The organism is Stenotrophomonas sp. PS02289 (genome assembly GCF_029960115.1).
GTDB lineage: Bacteria > Pseudomonadota > Gammaproteobacteria > Xanthomonadales > Xanthomonadaceae > Stenotrophomonas.
Genome location: NZ_JASCOZ010000099.1, coordinates 1 through 16,023 on the forward strand (window position 1 = coordinate 1; position 16,023 = coordinate 16,023).

At 65.3% G+C, this 16,023-nt stretch carries 14 protein-coding genes; 10 read left to right on the forward strand and 4 right to left on the reverse strand.

What is annotated here, in order from left to right:
- Positions 1 to 163 precede the first annotated feature (163 nt).
- The gene (locus QMX83_RS14030; protein WP_282297260.1) at positions 164 to 1,357 is read right to left on the reverse strand and encodes an MFS transporter; all 1,194 of its coding nucleotides are present in this window, start codon (positions 1,355 to 1,357) and stop codon (positions 164 to 166) included.
- Positions 1,358 to 1,454: 97 nt separating this feature from the next.
- On the opposite strand from QMX83_RS14030, the gene QMX83_RS14035 reads away from it, so the two are divergent.
- Together QMX83_RS14035 and QMX83_RS14040 are read left to right on the forward strand one after the other, a co-directional pair.
- Positions 1,455 to 2,444, forward strand: a complete 990-nt coding sequence (locus tag QMX83_RS14035) for a LysR family transcriptional regulator (protein WP_282297261.1) — start codon at positions 1,455 to 1,457, stop codon at positions 2,442 to 2,444.
- Between the two features lie 24 nt (positions 2,445 to 2,468).
- On the forward strand, positions 2,469 to 3,788 hold the full coding sequence (locus tag QMX83_RS14040; RefSeq protein ID WP_282297262.1) for an Nramp family divalent metal transporter: 1,320 nt from the start codon (positions 2,469 to 2,471) through the stop codon (positions 3,786 to 3,788).
- A gap of 53 nt (positions 3,789 to 3,841) precedes the next feature.
- On the opposite strand, the gene QMX83_RS14045 is transcribed toward QMX83_RS14040, so the two are convergent.
- Both QMX83_RS14045 and QMX83_RS14050 read right to left on the reverse strand, forming a co-directional pair.
- Positions 3,842 to 5,518: a hypothetical protein gene (locus QMX83_RS14045; protein WP_282297263.1), complete on the reverse strand. Its 1,677-nt coding sequence runs from the start codon at positions 5,516 to 5,518 to the stop codon at positions 3,842 to 3,844.
- Positions 5,519 to 6,616: a hypothetical protein gene (locus QMX83_RS14050; protein ID WP_282297264.1), complete on the reverse strand. Its 1,098-nt coding sequence runs from the start codon at positions 6,614 to 6,616 to the stop codon at positions 5,519 to 5,521.
- Positions 6,617 to 6,756: 140 nt separating this feature from the next.
- Between QMX83_RS14050 and QMX83_RS14055 the strand changes: the two genes are divergently transcribed.
- Positions 6,757 to 7,605: a class I SAM-dependent methyltransferase gene (locus tag QMX83_RS14055; RefSeq protein ID WP_282297265.1), complete on the forward strand. Its 849-nt coding sequence runs from the start codon at positions 6,757 to 6,759 to the stop codon at positions 7,603 to 7,605.
- A 193-nt stretch (positions 7,606 to 7,798) separates the two neighbouring features.
- Here the strand turns inward: QMX83_RS14055 and QMX83_RS14060 are convergent, their stop codons facing one another.
- Positions 7,799 to 8,623 (reverse strand): DMT family transporter, encoded by an 825-nt coding sequence (locus QMX83_RS14060; protein WP_282297266.1) that lies wholly within the window; start codon positions 8,621 to 8,623, stop codon positions 7,799 to 7,801.
- Between the two features lie 59 nt (positions 8,624 to 8,682).
- On the opposite strand from QMX83_RS14060, the gene QMX83_RS14065 reads away from it, so the two are divergent.
- From QMX83_RS14065 to QMX83_RS14095, 7 genes are all read left to right on the forward strand, one after another.
- On the forward strand, positions 8,683 to 10,431 hold the full coding sequence (locus QMX83_RS14065; RefSeq protein ID WP_282297267.1) for an FAD-binding oxidoreductase: 1,749 nt from the start codon (positions 8,683 to 8,685) through the stop codon (positions 10,429 to 10,431).
- A gap of 459 nt (positions 10,432 to 10,890) precedes the next feature.
- A complete protein-coding gene (locus QMX83_RS14070; protein ID WP_282297268.1) occupies positions 10,891 to 11,208 on the forward strand; it encodes a hypothetical protein in 318 nt (105 codons plus the stop codon).
- A gap of 118 nt (positions 11,209 to 11,326) precedes the next feature.
- Positions 11,327 to 13,213, forward strand: coding sequence for a DUF885 domain-containing protein (locus QMX83_RS14075; RefSeq protein ID WP_282297269.1), 1,887 nt, complete (start codon positions 11,327 to 11,329; stop codon positions 13,211 to 13,213).
- Between the two features lie 134 nt (positions 13,214 to 13,347).
- Positions 13,348 to 14,154, forward strand: coding sequence for a DUF2092 domain-containing protein (locus tag QMX83_RS14080; protein WP_282297270.1), 807 nt, complete (start codon positions 13,348 to 13,350; stop codon positions 14,152 to 14,154).
- 433 nt (positions 14,155 to 14,587) lie between these two features.
- On the forward strand, positions 14,588 to 14,755 hold the full coding sequence (locus QMX83_RS14085) for a hypothetical protein (protein WP_282297273.1): 168 nt from the start codon (positions 14,588 to 14,590) through the stop codon (positions 14,753 to 14,755).
- 13 nt (positions 14,756 to 14,768) lie between these two features.
- On the forward strand, positions 14,769 to 15,791 hold the full coding sequence (locus QMX83_RS14090; RefSeq protein ID WP_282297271.1) for a DUF1254 domain-containing protein: 1,023 nt from the start codon (positions 14,769 to 14,771) through the stop codon (positions 15,789 to 15,791).
- Positions 15,791 to 15,967, forward strand: a complete 177-nt coding sequence (locus QMX83_RS14095; protein ID WP_282297272.1) for a hypothetical protein — start codon at positions 15,791 to 15,793, stop codon at positions 15,965 to 15,967. The genes QMX83_RS14090 and QMX83_RS14095 overlap by 1 nt, the downstream gene beginning before the upstream one ends.
- The last annotated feature ends 56 nt before the right edge of the window (positions 15,968 to 16,023 follow it).

Consider the following 16,023-nt stretch of genomic DNA (forward strand, 5'->3'; position numbering starts at 1 on the left):
CCGGGGGGGCGGCCCGCGCGGCGGGGCCCGCCCCCGGCCCCCCGCTACCGGGTCAAACCGCGAACGACCATCCGAATCGCGCGCGGCATCCGCAATGCGCGCCCTCATGCGGAATACGCGCGACCATCCGGTAGCGCCGGCCGTTGGCCGGCCCTCGCAACCATCAACGCAACCGCTGCACCAGACTCGCCGTCGCCGCCACCACCGCCAGTCCGGCCACGCCCATCCAGCCCCACTGCGCCAAGGCCACGGCACCCAAGGCACCACCGCTGGCCATGCCCAGGAATACACCGGTGAACAACAGCGCGTTCAACCGGCTGCGCGCCTCCGGTGCCAACCCGTAAACCAGGGTCTGGTGTGAGACCAGCGCCGACTGGAACCCGAAATCAAACACCACCGCGCTCACCGCCAGCAGCGGCAAAATCGCCACGCGCGGCAGCAGCGGATCCAGCAGCAACAACCCAAACCCACCCAGCGCGATCAGGATGGCGATGCGCGCCACTGCATGGCTGCCGAGCGTGTCTGCCCAGCGACCCGCCAGCGGTGCCGCCAAAGCACCGGCCGCACCGGCAATGCCAAACGCACCGGCCACCGCGCTACCCAGGCCATAACGGGTATGCAGCATCACCGCCAGGGTCGACCAGAACGCGCTGAAACCCACCGCCAGCAGCCCCTGCGCGTACACCGCACGACGCAGTTGCGGCTGACCCTTCCACAGGCCATACAGCGAACGCAGCAACGCCGGGTACGCCAGCTTGGTAGTCGGAGCCATGTGGGGCAGCTCACGTGCCAATGCCAGCGCCATCAGCACCACCGAGCCGGCCGCCAGCCCGAACATCGCCCGCCAGCCCAGCCATTCGGCTACCAGCCCACTGGCGACCCGCGACAGCAGAATGCCCAGCAGCAGGCCGGTCATCACCTTTCCCACCACCGCACCGCGATGCGCTTCCGGGGCCAGCACCGCCGCGGCCGGCACCACGTCCTGCGCCACGGTCGCCATCAGACCCACCAGCAGGCTGGCCAGCAGCAGCGTCGGCAGGTTGCCGGATACCGCCGCGAAGGTCAGGGCCGCCGCCAGCACCAGCGACTTCACCAGAATCAGCCTGCGCCGGTCGAAGCGGTCGCCCAGCGGTGCCAGCAGCAGAATGCCCAGCGCATAGCCCAGCTGGGTCAGCGTCGGCACCATGCCGGTGGCCTGCTCGCTGCTGCCCAGTCCGCCGCTGATGACGCCCAGCATCGGCTGGCTGTAATAGATGGACGCGACTGAAAAGCCGGCACCGGCCGCCAGCGAGACGATCAGCCGGGTCGGCAGACCGTGGGCGGGGCGTGCCGCCGCGTGGATATGCGTTGTGGACATGAGCCATTCCAAGGGGGAGGAAGTTGGCGGGAAGCATCCGCCTCATTCGCCAAGCCGTGTAGTAGGCTTGGGTACATATCCGTCATACGAAGGTTGTATGAGCACCTCTGCCAGCGCCGCCGGTGCCGACCGGATCGACCTGCTGCGCACCTTCGTGCGCATTGTCGATACCGGCAGTCTTTCGGCCGCCGCCGCCCAGCTCGGCACCACCCAGCCCACCGTCAGCCGCCGCCTGCAGGCACTGGAGCGGCTGTTCGGGCTGCATCTGCTGCAGCGCTCCACCCACCAGATGATGCTCACCGAGGATGGCCAGCGCTGCTATGCCCATGCACGCAGCCTCGTTGAAGAATGGGACGCCATCCAGGCGGATCTGCGTGGCGAGGCCGACGAGCCGCAAGGCAGGCTGCGGGTGGTCGTGCCGCATGCCTTTGGCCAGGCGCAGTTGCTGGACCCGATGCTGCAGTTCCTGGCCCGTCACCCGCAGGTATCGCTGGAATGGGTACTGGACGACGAGCCGCCCAACTTCATTGCCGATGCCATCGACTGCGCCATCCGGGTTGGGCCGGTGACCGAGCCGCAGCTGGTCGCGGTGCACCTCGCTGACGTGCCGCGCATCGTGATCGCCGCGCCTTCGGTGGTCGGCGACGGCGACCCGGCGGATCCGGACCGGTTGCCGACCTTGCCGTGGATCGCGCTGACCAAGTACTACCGGGAACACCTCACCCTGCTGCCTGCCGACCAGGGACCCGCGCTGCGGGTGGACATCCAGCCACGCCTGCTGACCGGCAATCTGTTCGTGGCCCGGCAGGCGGCCGTGGCCGGACTGGGCGCGGCGGTGGTGTCGTCATGGCTGGTGGAAGCGGATCTGCGCGAGGGACGGCTGGTGCAGCTGGTGCCCGGCTGGGAAGCGCCCGCATTACCGGTGTACCTGGTGTTCCCCTCCAGCCGGCAGATGCCCAGCCGGCTGCGCGCCTTCATCGATGCCATGAAGCTGGCCCTGCCCCGCACCCACGGCATGCGCCAGGTCAGCAAACCCGACGGCAACCGCAATCCCAACACCGCGCCACACTTTGCACCACCTTCATAACATAGCCCCTGCTATATTCGGGCCATGAACCCGCCCCCTCCCCCCTCTGCCGCCTCGCCCAGCCTGGGCGAGATGAACGCCAGCGTCGCCGTCCCGCAAGGCGGCCATTGGTGGTTCCGCCTGCTCGCCTTCCTCGGCCCGGGCTACATGGTCTCGGTGGGCTACATGGACCCGGGCAACTGGGCCACCGACATCGCCGGCGGCGCGCAGTTCGGCTACCTGCTGCTCTCGGTGATTCTGGTCTCCAATCTGATGGCCATCGTGCTGCAGGGGTTGTCTGCCCGCCTGGGCATCGCCACCGGCCGCGACCTCGCCCAGGCCTGCCGCGTCCATTTCAGCAAACCGGTCAACCTGTGCCTGTGGCTGCTGTGCGAAGTGGCGATCATCGCCTGCGACCTGGCCGAGGTGATCGGCACCGCCATTGCCTTGAAGCTGCTGTTCGGGCTGCCGCTGGTGGCCGGCGCGATCATCACCGCCATCGATGTCGTCCTGGTGCTGTGGCTGATGCATCGCGGCTTCCGCGCACTGGAGGCGTTCGTGATCGCATTGCTGCTGGTGATCTTCGGCTGCTTCGCGGTGCAGATCGCACTGGCCGCGCCACCCCTGCACGACGTGTTGAGCGGCTTCATTCCGCGTGCGGAGGTGGTGACCAACCCGCATGCGCTGTACCTGGCCATCGGCATCATCGGGGCGACGGTGATGCCGCACAATCTGTACCTGCATTCGTCCATCGTGCAGACCCGCGCCTACCCGCGCACCGATGCCGGTCGTCGCGGCGCGCTGCGTTGGGCGGTCACCGACAGCACGCTGGCGCTGATGCTGGCGTTGTTCATCAACGCCGCAATCCTGATCCTGGCCGCAGCGGTGTTCCATGCCAACGGCCGCACCGACGTGCAGGAGATCGAGCAGGCCTACGAACTGCTGGCCCCGATGCTGGGGGTGGGACTGGCCTCGACCTTGTTCGCGGTGGCCTTGCTCGCCTCCGGCATCAATTCCACCGTCACCGCCACGCTGGCCGGGCAGATCGTGATGGAGGGCTTCCTGCGCCTGCGCATCGCGCCCTGGATGCGGCGCCTGCTGACCCGCGGCATCGCCATCGTGCCGGTGGTGGTGGTGACCGCGCTGTATGGCGAGCAAGGCACCGCCAAGCTGCTGGTGCTCAGCCAGGTGGTACTTTCCATGCAGTTGCCGTTCGCGGTAATTCCGCTGGTGATGTTTGTCGGGAACAAGGCGAAGATGGGTGCGCTGGTCGCCCCGCGCTGGTTGTTGACGCTGGCGTGGATGATTGCCGGAGTGATTGTGGTCTTGAACGTAAAGCTGCTGGTGGAGTTCGCATCACCGTAGTAGAGCCGGGCTCTGCCCGGCTGCTCTTTTGGGACGCTGTGCCTAACACAGGTCTAATCTGGAGCGCCAGGGATAGTCACGATGCTGGCGGGCCGGGGGCGAGCGAACTTTCTCCATTTATCCTCCGCCTTCTTACCAATACTGAATGAAGTAAATTCCTCGTAGCTCGCACCGGCAGCGATGGAGAGAATGAAATCCCGGTAAAGCCCATCCGGCTCGTCGAATCTGTTGGAAATCCGCTGTTGGAAGCCAATCAATTCTTCAGCACTGCTCTTCCAGTTCTTTTCAATCCTGTTGCACTCCCGCCAACTGATGGAGGGCGATCTCCAGTAATTTCGATGTTCTTCCGACCTCGCCTCTGCAAGCACTTCTGCCACCTTGTAATGCCGACAGAGCTCAGATCTCTTGCCGAGTGAATGGCGATCAGGCTTGTACTTCAGCACCCTCGGTGGATTTCCAATCACTGTGGAGTCCATTTCCACAACCCGCGCGGAGTTAGGGCTAAATCGCATCACGTGACTCTCCAGCGGCCAATCAGTCGTGGACCCAATGTTGATGTCCACACCGTTGCCAAAGATGCTGCCGCTCAATGAGTTGTGGGTGTGACCAGAAACATAGGTCCATCCTGATGGGCGCGCCTGCTCCAGAATACGGGACAAGCTTCTGGACTCCGCCTCCTCAAGCGCCACAAGCGGAAAGTGCCCCCCAACGATGATGCTTCTCTCTTTTGGAATACTACCAACCATCGCACTGATTTCGGATAGTTGTTCCGTTCCCAGACAGCCGTTCGTGCCGGCATTACTGCCCCAGTACTTCGTCAAGCCACCATTCGCACTTGGGCACACGGAAGTATCGATTAAGACCAATGTATGTGTCGCGCCAATATCCGCTCGTTGGACGATGAACGACTTCCAACCCTCCTGGTACTCCTCCAGCGTACTGAACGTCGCCGCCTTTGGCCGATACCAGATTCCGTGCAGCTGATAGTTCATCAAGTGCAGTGCCTTTCCGGAATCAGCCGTTCCAGTGAATGCTATACCTCCACCCTCGGATGTGCCCGCCGGCTCCAGTATGAGCCCATGCTTTTCCAGATACTTAGTGTACCGTGCCAACCAGCGAATTTTGTTCATTGGAGTTCCTGCTGGGTAGCCTCCAACTGAAGGGCGATAGCACGCATCCGGCCAATTGCGCCAGCGCATGTACCTATTCCAATTGCTGAGATTTTCCAGAGAGCTAGGCTTCCACGCGCTCTCATCCACCGGCAGCGGCGATTGCATGGTGCCAGTCAGTTCAAGTTCGTTAGCCTCCACCGGTCGATACGAATTCACCGTGCCGATTAAATAGCTGTCATGGTTTCCGTGTGCCTGCAGCCAGATGGAACCTTGCGCGAGTCGATCAAACTCTGCTTTGAACGCTTCCGCTCCCCCCGTGCATCCAATGTTCGTCCCATCCCCTAGTACCACAACCATGCCTTTTCCACGCGCGAGACGGGCCTGCCCCTGCTGCAGGGCATAGCGCAGGGTTAAAGGTGCAGCGATATTCACCTCAGGATGACGTATCGCGACATTGGACACGAGGTCGGACACCAACATCATCTGCTTCAGACCAACACCGTACATGTTGTGAATCTGCGGGTCCGCCACAAACAGAACCTCCGCCGGCGCATCGTCCGCCGTTGCACTGCTCGAACCAAAAGCCACCAGGGCGGCAGCCAGCAACAATGTACGCATTCACTCCTCCTTGATCGTGACATGGGATGCAGCAACAGGCGCGGCGTGCGCCAAGATGGCGCGGATCACCGCACCACGTGGAAAACGGTTGTTGAACGACATCAGCCTCATCCACAGCTTCGGGCTCTGCTCGAATGGAAGGGCGATCGACCAGTGATCGGCACGGAATACTCCGAGCAACGTGCTGCCCGGAATGATCGCGTCCTCCATCAGCACCTGACCATCGTTGCGCTCGTCCATTCTCGACAACCACTCGTTCGCACCATCCAGCAATGGGTTGATGTAGCCGCGCCGCGCAACCGCCACGACGCTGTAGGTGGCAAACGAAGGGCGCGATGCCACGAAGGCATCCGCAATAGGCATCACTTCCTGGTGGGTGAGACTGGCGACGCCGCCCCCATCAACTGCCTCGCAGATCGGAACGTCAACGCCGGAAAGCAGTACTTCATACGTCAGCTCGTTGTGGTCGGCCACCGGCGAGCCCTGTGCCACACCCGCCACTGAAACCAGCACCGAAACACGGTCTCGCCACGCCGCCGCTTGCGGCTGGCTCGCCGCCAACATGAAGTCGGTCAGGCCTTTTGAGTAGGCCAGCACCACCGCGTGCGCATCGGGAGGCAGTTTTCTCAGGTGCGCGTGCAGAATCTCTGCGTTGTGCGCCGACGATGCCCGCCCGCGCACGGGCATCACCTCCACCGGATACCCCAGCTCCGAAAGCGCGGCATGATCCGCTGAGAACGGCGTGACCCAAGGAGCCACGCATTCGCCAAAGATGCCAGGAATCACCACCAGTATGCGCCTGGAAGGCAACGGCTCCGCCTGCGCATTCACGGGCGGCGGCGAGATCTGCGCCGCGTGACCTATCGGCCAGCTCCACTGACTGCAATCAGACGCAGCCATGTTTGGCTCCGTCGCCAACTGCCTGCAAAACTCCGCAGCAAACGCCCGCCTTCCATCGGCCACCCCGGCTTGGGCGGGGCTGGCGCGAACAGTCGGAAAGGGCATGTCATCGATACGCGTGCCATGAAACACACTGCAGCCGCTCAACAGAACCACCACGACACACCCGCACAAACGGACGGCGATACGCACGGTCATGCTGCATCCTCCCCCTGAGGAATGTGCGGCGACTTTATCCAGTCGGGGGCGCAGCGTCTACGGGGTACCTACAGAAGGCCTTGACCTCAACCGCGGTTGAGGCCGTAAGGTTCCCCTGTCCCCCGACCCCGGCACCCTTCATGAGCCAGCCCAGCGCAGCAATCTCCCAGTCCACCCTCTGGAACGGTCCGGCCGGCCAGGCTTGGGTAAGGGCTCAGCCTATCCTGGACCAGATGTTCGCCGGCTTTGCGGCCCATCTGGCGCAGACCGTTCCGCCTGACGTCAACTGGCGCGTGCTGGATGTAGGCTGCGGCACCGGCGATACGACCCTGACAATCGCGCAACGACTGGGCTCCGACGGCCATGCCACCGGCATCGACCTGTCGGCCCCGATGATCGATGTCGCACGCGAGCGTGCCGCCGATGCCGGGCTGCCGGTCGACTTCATTGCTGCCGATGCAGGTAAACCGCCTCTGCCCCCCGCGTCTATCGACCACATCGTCTCCCGCTTCGGGGTGATGTTCTTCGACAACCCGACGGAGGCATTCACCCAACTGCGCGAGACCACCCGCCAAGGCGGCACGCTGCACGCGGTGGTCTGGCGCAGCTCGGCGGACAATCCGTTCATGACCACTGCCGAGCGTGCTGCGGTCCCGTTGCTGTCGCTGCCACCGCGTGTGCCGGACGGCCCGGGACAGTTTGCTTTCGCTGACCCGGACAAGGTGCGTGGCATTCTGGCGTCTGCCGGCTGGAGCGAGGTGGCGATCACAGCCTTGGATTTGCCGTGTGAGATCGCGCGCAGCGACCTGCGCACCTACCTCTCCTTGTTGGGTCCGGTCGGAACCGCACTGCGCAGCGAAACCCTGGACGCGGCGGAGCGCGAGCGCATCCTGGATGTCATTGAGGCCGCATTCGCGCCTTTCGTGTTTGCTGACCGCGTTCGTTACACCGCCGCCTGCTGGGTCCTGAAGGGCATCAACCTACCGTAGAGCCACGCCCTGCGTGGCTGCACTTCGTTCCGAGGTTACGAACACCTGACCGCCGGTGTCGAGTGATGCCGTCTGGCACACCCTCTGCGGACACTTGCGCCGCGCTTCGCGCGGATACCACGCAGGGCGTGGTACCTACGGGTGGTGGTTTTGAATGCGCAGGATGATTGCGCGGTCCGCAGCGGCGAGAACGTCACGCCAGCCGCAACATCACCGCCCCGGCCACGATCAACCCCGCCGCCAGCCACCGCCGGCGGGTAACGCGCTCGCGCAGCACCCACGCGGATATCAACACCCCAAACAGAATCGAGGTCTCGCGCAGCGCCGACACCATCGCTACCGGTGCCAGGGTCATCGCCCACAACGCCAACCCATACGACACCAGCGTCCCTACGCCTCCCACCACACCGTATCCCCAGTTATTGCGTGCATACACGCGCAACTGGGCGGCCCGCGTGCACAGCGCCCAAAGCGGCAACGGCAATCCAGACAACAGGAACAACCAGAGCGTGTAAGCCGGAGCAGACCCGGACACGCGCGCCCCGGTGGCATCCACCAGCGTGTAGGTGGCAATCACCGCAGCGTTGATCAATGGCAGGGCCAGATGCCGACGGTCTATCCCATGGGTCATGCTCAGAATGCCCAGGCAGACCACGCCGACGCCGCCCCACGCCAGCGGAGGCAATGCCTCGCCCAGCCACTTTGCACCGACTGCCGCTACCAGCAACGGAGCAAAGCCGCGCATCACGGGGTAGGAAGCGCTCATATCGGTAACCCGATACGTCCGCGCCACCAGCACGTAGTAACCCGCCTGCAGCACGGTGGAGGCCGCCAGCCAGGGCCAGCTGCGCGGATCCAAAGCGGGCACGAATGGAAGCAGCAGCGCCGAGATCAGGGCCGCCGATCCGGTCACCAGCAGCGTGGTCAGCAACGTGTCGCGGCCGCGCTTGACGATGGCGTTCCAGCTGGCATGCAGCAGGCCGGCGAACACCACGATGCAGAACAGAGAAAGAGACATTGCTCCGGATTGTTACCGATTCTGTGAGATGCTGCTTCCCTCTCAGCCGGAGCAGCGCCATGGATCGACGCGATTGTCTTAAGGCAGGCCTGGGCCTGTCCCTGTTGCCCCTCTCCAACGTGATGGCGTCCAACGCCCTCCCCGTCCGCGCAACGGTGCGCCCAGGCGAAGCGGGCTGGCCCACGCAGGCACAGTGGGATGCACTCTCCGAACAGGTCGGTGGCCAGCTGTCCACGCCGGTCTCGCCGTTCCTGGCCGACGAAGCCACCCGCGCTGAAGCACTCGCACAGATCAAAAACCCGTTCTATATCGGCGACCAGCCGGCGCTTACCCAGACCAGCGGCTACCACGGCGCATGGCTGTCGCAGCCCAGCGCCAAGGTTGTGGCCGCCCGCACCAGTGCCGATGTCGTGGCGGCGGTCAACTTCGCCCGCGAACACCGGCTGCGGCTGGTGGTGAAAGGTGGCGGCCACAGCTACCACGGCACCTCCTGCGCACCGGATTCCCTGCTGATCTGGACACGGGCGATGAAGCAGGTGGACCTGCACGATGCGTTCGTGCCGGCCGGTGCGCCCAGCGGTGCCACCGGCCAACCTGCCGTCAGCCTCGGCGCAGGCGCGATGTGGATTCATGCCTACGATGCGGTCACGACCCGCGCCGGACGCTACGTGCAGGGCGGCGGCTGCACCACCGTCGGCGTGACCGGCCTGGTCACCGGCGGTGGCTTTGGCAGTTTCTCCAAGGCACATGGCACGGCGGCGGCCAGTCTGCTGGAGGCCGAGGTGGTCACGGCCGACGGAAAGCTGCGCGTGGTAAACGCGCATCAGGATGCTGATCTGTTCTGGGCGTTGAAGGGCGGCTGCGGAGGCAGTTTCGGCGTGGTCACCCGGATCACCCTGCGCACCCATGCCCTGCCCGACTTTTTCGGCGGAGTCGGCCTGAAGGTGCAGGCCGCCGACGAGGCCAGCTGGCAGGCCTTGGTGGCGCACAGCCTGCGCTTCTACCGCGACGCGCTGTGCAACCCGCACTGGGGCGAGCAGCTACGCTTTGATGACGAGCGCTGCCTGCAGGTCTCGATGGTGTTCCAGGGCATCAACGAGCGCGAGGCGAAGGAAGCCTGGGCTCCGTTCATCGCGTGGCTGGGTGAGCACCCGGCGTATACGATCGTGGAGCCGCTGCAGGTCTCCGCCCTGCCTGCCGAACACATGTGGGACGCGGCGTTCTTCCGCAAATACGCGCCACAGTTCATCGCCCGCGACACCCGCCCCGGTTCACCGCCGATCCACATGCTGTGGAAAGGTGACCAGGGCCAGGTCGGCTGGTACCTGCATGGCTACGCCTCGGCGTGGATGCCGTCGAAACTGCTGGACGATGCGCAGCGCGATGCCGCGGCCAAGGCCATCTGCACGGCGGCCGCGCACATGCCGGTGGAACTGCATTGCAACAAGGGGCTGTTCGGGGCACCCAAAGAGGCGCTGGAGGCAACGCGGAACACCGCAATGCATCCGGCCGTGCTGGATGCGTTTGCGCTGGCGTTGATCGGCAACGCCGGCGATCCGGCCTACGCCGGCAGTGGCGGCGTGGTGAACGAGAAGAAGGCCGAACGCGGAGCCAAGCGCGTGCAGGCATCGTACGACGCGCTGCGCGCGGTGCTGCCGAGTGCGCCGACCTATGTGTCGGAATGCGACTTCTTCCAGCGCGACTGGCAGCAGTCGTTCTGGGGGCCCAATTACCCGAAGCTGCTGGCGGCGAAGCGGAAGTACGACCCCGATGGGATGTTCGTGATCCACCATGGGGTGGGAACGTAGAGCCACGCCCTGCGTGGCTGCTCGTCGTTCCGTGGTCATGCGTCACCGGACGTTGCAGATTAAACGGCGGTCGTCCATCGACCGCCCCAACCAGGGCAACGCACATCGCATGTGCGGATGTCTATGAATCAATCGTGCCGCGTCGATTGATTTCTTCGATTGTGGAACAGCGTTCGCAGTTCTGATAAGCCAGACGCGACAGCACCCTTGTCGCACAGGGGTTCCATAAAACACGTCGTTTTTGCCTGTTTCAATGCGATTGCGGAGAGCGCACTGTTCGCCTCGGGTTTAGTAGCCCTTCCACTAGCCATAATGTTCGCGCATCCCGAGTCGGGAGGGTGGTTAATACAACACCCTTTTTGGGGAATACGCCACACCGTGCGCTAGTGGACGGCTACTTACCTCCCGACCCCTCTCGCCGCAACGGCGAGGGGTTTTCCATAACGATGGAGACTGTGTATGCGCAATACCGATGTTGATACCGATGACACCACACCCAGCGCCGAACGCTGCAAGTGCTGCAACAGCCTGCTGCGTCCGCCGCACCTTCGGCACAAGCCTGCGCCGTTCCTCCTGCTGCATGGCGCATGGATGACCCATGTGGGCATCGCGGTGGGTTCGCGGGTTCGGATTGAGGCGGGGCCTGGGCAGATCAAGGTCACGCTGGTGGGGCCGCCGCGACGGGTGCGTTCGGTGATTCCCGATGGGCCGACCGGTGAGGTGGTCCACGTGCGCTACGTGGATGTGCACGCAGATCCGATCACGTCTGCGGCGTAACGCGGGATAGAACGGAGGTGTCCGACCGGCCGGCGGACACGAGACCGTAAAACGATTGACGCGCATGGCGCGTCTCTACGGTACGCTGCGAGGCACTCACCTGCCCGGAACGCCGCCCGTGAAGCCACGCCCGACTGTCCTTGCCCTGTGCCTCGCCGTCGGCACGGCGCTGCTGCCTGCCGCCGCATCCGCCCAGGCCGAACCGGCCACTGCCGCCGCACCGGAAGCCAGCGCCTACAACGCCCTGCTTGATGCGCAGACCATGGCTTCGATCAACGCCGACCCGGAGCTGCGCACCCTGCTGGGCCTGCAGGGCGGGCCTGCGGGCGATACCTCTGACCAGCTCACCGATGTCTCGCTGGAGCGGCGCGAGGTCAACCGCCAGCTGCTGGCCGACAATCTGGCCGCGCTGAAGGCGTGGAAAGGTCCGCCACTGGATGCGCAGGAACAGCTCAGCGACGGGTTGGCGCGCTGGTTCTATCAATCGCAGATCGACCTGATGGCCGTGCCGTGGAGCGCGGCCTGGTTACCGGTGGGGGGCAGCACCTACGCCATCGACCAGCTCTTCAGCCAGTCGGTCAACCTGCCCGCATTCTTCGACAATCAGATCCCGGTCACCGACCTGACCAGCGCACAGAACTACATCGCCCGCTTGAATGCGATGGGCCCAAAGCTGGATCAGATTCTGGCCAACTTCAACCTGCAGGCCGAACAAGGCGTGGTGCCGCCGGAGGTGGCGCTGACCGGAGCCGCCAACCAGTTCCGCACGCTGCTCGAACCGGCACCGAAAGACAGCCTGTGGGTGACCTCGTTCAAACGCAAACTGGAGAAGGTGCCTGCCGTCTCCCCTGCCCAGCGCGCCGCGTTGGTGGCGCAGGCTATTGCCGCCGTGACCACCTCGGTCAACCCGGGTTACCAGAAGCTGCTTGAGCGCAGCGAGGCGGCACTGGCCACGAACCCGGGCAATACCGGCATGTGGTCGCGCCCACAGGGCGACGCGTTCTATGACGCAGCCCTGCGCTGGTACACCAGCACCAACCTGGGGGCCGACGCCATTCACCAGATCGGGCTGGACGAAGTCGCGCGGCTGGAAAAAGCGATGGATGCGCGCCTGCAGCAGCTGGGCCTGACCGAGGGCAGCGTGGCCGAACGGGTGCAGACACTCGCCGTCGATCCCCGCTACACCTACGCCGACAGCGACGCCGGCCGTGCGCAGTTGTTGGCCGACATCGAACAGCGCCTGCGCGACCTCGACCCGATCCTGCCGAAGTACTTCGGTCTGCTGCCGTCACAAAAGCTGCTGGTGCAGCCGGTGCCGGCGCACATGCAGGCGACCTCGCCGGGCGGCTATTACTATCCGCCGGCGATGGACGGCTCACGCCCGGGCACGTTCTTCATCAACCTCGGTGACATGGCCGCCAACACGCGCTGGAGTGTGCCCACCCTCACCTACCACGAAGGTGCCCCGGGCCATCACTTCCAGATTGCCATCGGCCAGACCCTGACCCAGCTGCCCATGCTTCGCCGCAGCCTCAACCCCAGCGTCTTCACCGAAGGCTGGGCGCTGTATGCCGAACAGCTGATGGCTGAAGCCGGCGTGTATGACAACGACCCGGCCGGTGACCTGGGCCGCCTGCAGGCCGAAATGTTCCGCTCGGTGCGGCTGGTGCTGGACACCGGCCTGCATCGCAAGCGCTGGACCCTGCAGCAGGCGATGGACTACATGCAGGAAAAGACCGGCATGACCGAGGGTGAGGTCCGGGTCGAGGTAAACCGCTATCTGGTGCAGCCGGGCCAGGCCACCTCCTACAAGATGGGACATCTGCGCCTGCTGGAGCTGCGCGAAAAGGCGACGCAGCAGCTGGGCGACCGCTTCGACATCCGCCAGTTCCATGACCTGGTGCTGGGTAACGGCGCGCTGCCGATGACGGTGCTGGCGCAGGCGGTGGATACCTGGATCGCAGATGTCCGCGCAACCGCACCGGAAATCGAACCCAACCCGTAACGCCACGCCCTGCGTGGCTGCGCTTGCCCCCGGCGGCCTCGGTAGTTTTACTGGCCGCTTTCCCGTGTTACTCCGCTTGTCCGCGTGGCACCGCCTGCGCACAGTGACCCTAATCATGGGTCATGGAGCGTGCCATGCAACTGTCGCGTCGCTACCTGCTGGCGGCAGCCGTCCTGGCCTGCGGTCTGCTGGCCGCACCCGCGGCTTCGGCCGCCACGCCGCGCGCGGCGACCGCGACGTCAATCGACACCGCCATTGATCCAGCGGCCATCGCCGCGGTGGAACAGATGGGCAAGGCGCTGCGGGCCTTGCCGAAGTTCGCCCTGACCGCCGCCACCCGCACCGAGTATGTGCTGGACGACGGCCAGAAGCTCTCACTGGCCGGCACGGTGAACTACAAGGTGCTGGGCGCGGACCGCTTCTTCGTGGAGATCGTGAGCGACCAGCAGCATCGCCAGCTGTTCTATGACGGTCACACCCTGACCCTGTACGCACCGCGCCTGAAGTACTACACCACGGTGGACAACCTGGACCGCAGCAGCCAGGCACTGGTGCGCGATGCAGCGACCGAACTGGGCGTTGAGTTTCCGCTGGCCGACCTGTTCCTGTGGGGCACACCGGCCTTCCCGACCACGACCTTCCAGTCGGCGTTGCGGGTGGGCAGCGAGACCATCAACGGCGAACCCACCGACCACTTCGCCTTCCGCCAGCCCGGGGTGGACTGGCAAGTCTGGATCTCGCGACGCAGCCATCTGCCTCAACAAGTACAGATCACCAGCCACAACGACCCCGCCCTGCCCACCTACCAGGCCACACTGGACTGGGACACGCAGCGGGCCATCAGCATCGCCGACGTGACCTTCAAGCCGGGGGATGCGACCCGCATTGCCTTCGTGCCGGCGGTGGCCGTGGTCACTGACGCCGCGCCGGGAGATCGCTGAGATGCGCAGGATCGCAATGCAACGTGTGCTGCTCACCGCGCTGCTGGTCGCTGCTGGCGCTGCCCTGCTCGTTCCCGATGTGAGCGCGCGGCCCGGTCTGCGCGGCTTTGCCCATCCGTCCATTTCACACGCGGGTGGATTCGGCGGCGGCGGTTTCAGCGGCGGCGGCCACGGCGGATTCACCCCGCACCCGGGTCCGGGTCCAGCGCCCCGTCCGGGACCAGGTCCAGGTCCGCGTCCTGATCCGGGCCCGCATCCAGGTCCCGGACCAGGTCCACATCCCGGTCCGGGACCCGGCCCCCACCCGGGTCCAGGGCCAGGCCCCGGACCTGGGCCGCACCCCGGTCCAGGCCCGCATCCGCCGGGTCCCCCACCGCCACCGCCGCCCTACTGGGATCACCCGTTCTGGGATGCGGCCGCGTTTGGTGCTGGCGTGGCGATGACCTCGGCGATGATCGGGTCGATCGTCTACAGCCTGCCGGCTGACTGCACCACGGTGATCGTCAACGGCATCGGCTACCAGCAGTGCAGCAATGGCTGGTACCAGCCGCAGTACATGGGAACCACGGTGCAGTACGTGGTCGTGGATGCGCCGCGATGAAGGGAGCACGGACATGGCTGCGCTGAAACGCACCGCCTTCGCGATGGCACTGGCTGCCACCGCGTTGACCGGTCTGCCAGGGTGCCGTCCGGCATCCACCGCGCGTGCGACCACGCCCAGTACCGGTGATGCGCTGGCTGACGCGTCGGAACTGCCCGGGCGGCGTGCGCTGGCGCGGGAGATCTATGTGGCAGGGGTGCCGCTGCTGGCGCGCTATGCCGTGGTGCATGCGCGGAACATTGATCGTGCAAGCGCGGAGTATCAGGGGCCTTTGAATGTGTTGCATTGGGTGATGGTCTCTGCGGAGAGCAGCCGGGCAGAGCCCGGCGCTACGGTGTCCGCGAGCCTGGACCTGCGCGCCGAGCCGATGGTGTTGCGGGTGCCCGCGCTGCCGGCCGCACGCACCTATGTGATGCAGTTGACCGACCTGCTGGCCTCGGTCCCGGCCCAGATCAGCAGCCGCAGCAGCGGCAACCAGGCGGGCGACTATCTGGTGGTGGGTCCCGGCTGGCAGGGAACGGTGCCGGTGGGCATTACCGACGTGATTCATGCGGACACCAGCCTGGTCAGCGTCAGTGGCTGGATACAACAGTTGGCCACCGACAGCGTCCACTCCCGGCAGCAGTTGCAGCGTGGCTTCCGGGTACAACCGCTGTCGCGCTACCTGGGCGTTGCACCACCGCCGATGCCCACGGCCACCGAATGGCCGCAACCCCTGCCGGCCGACCTCGCTCGGCAGTCCGCGCTGTTTTTCGGCCAGCTGGATGCGCTGTTGTCATTTGCGCCGATGCAGCCGGGTGACAGGGACCTGCGCCAGCGGCTGCAGCAACTGGAAATCACACCGTCCCAGCGCAATCTCGCGCACGCGGCCACCCGCGCCCTGCGTGACGGCATGGCCGACGGCCAGCGCGAAATCGACCAGCGTCGCGTGGCGGTTGAAGACTGTCAGTCGGACAGCCTGCAGGGTCGCGACGGCGACTACAGCGACGCCGTGTCGCGCGCGTGCGCGGCGCAGCGCAGCTTGAAGGAGGGGTGATGCCACAGCATCCCTGGCTCTGGATGAGCGCGCTGTTCCTGGTGCCCCTGCTGGCGGCGCTGATCGTGAGCCTGATCGTGCGCAAGCGTGGATTGCGGGCGAATGCGGTGCTGGCGTGGTTTGTGCTGGTGTGCTGGATAGGCGCGTTGACCGTGATCTGGCTACAGGTCCGGTAGCGCCGGCCGTTGGCCGGCCCATGCATGAGTTCGAACGTTCATGAGGGCCGGCCAAC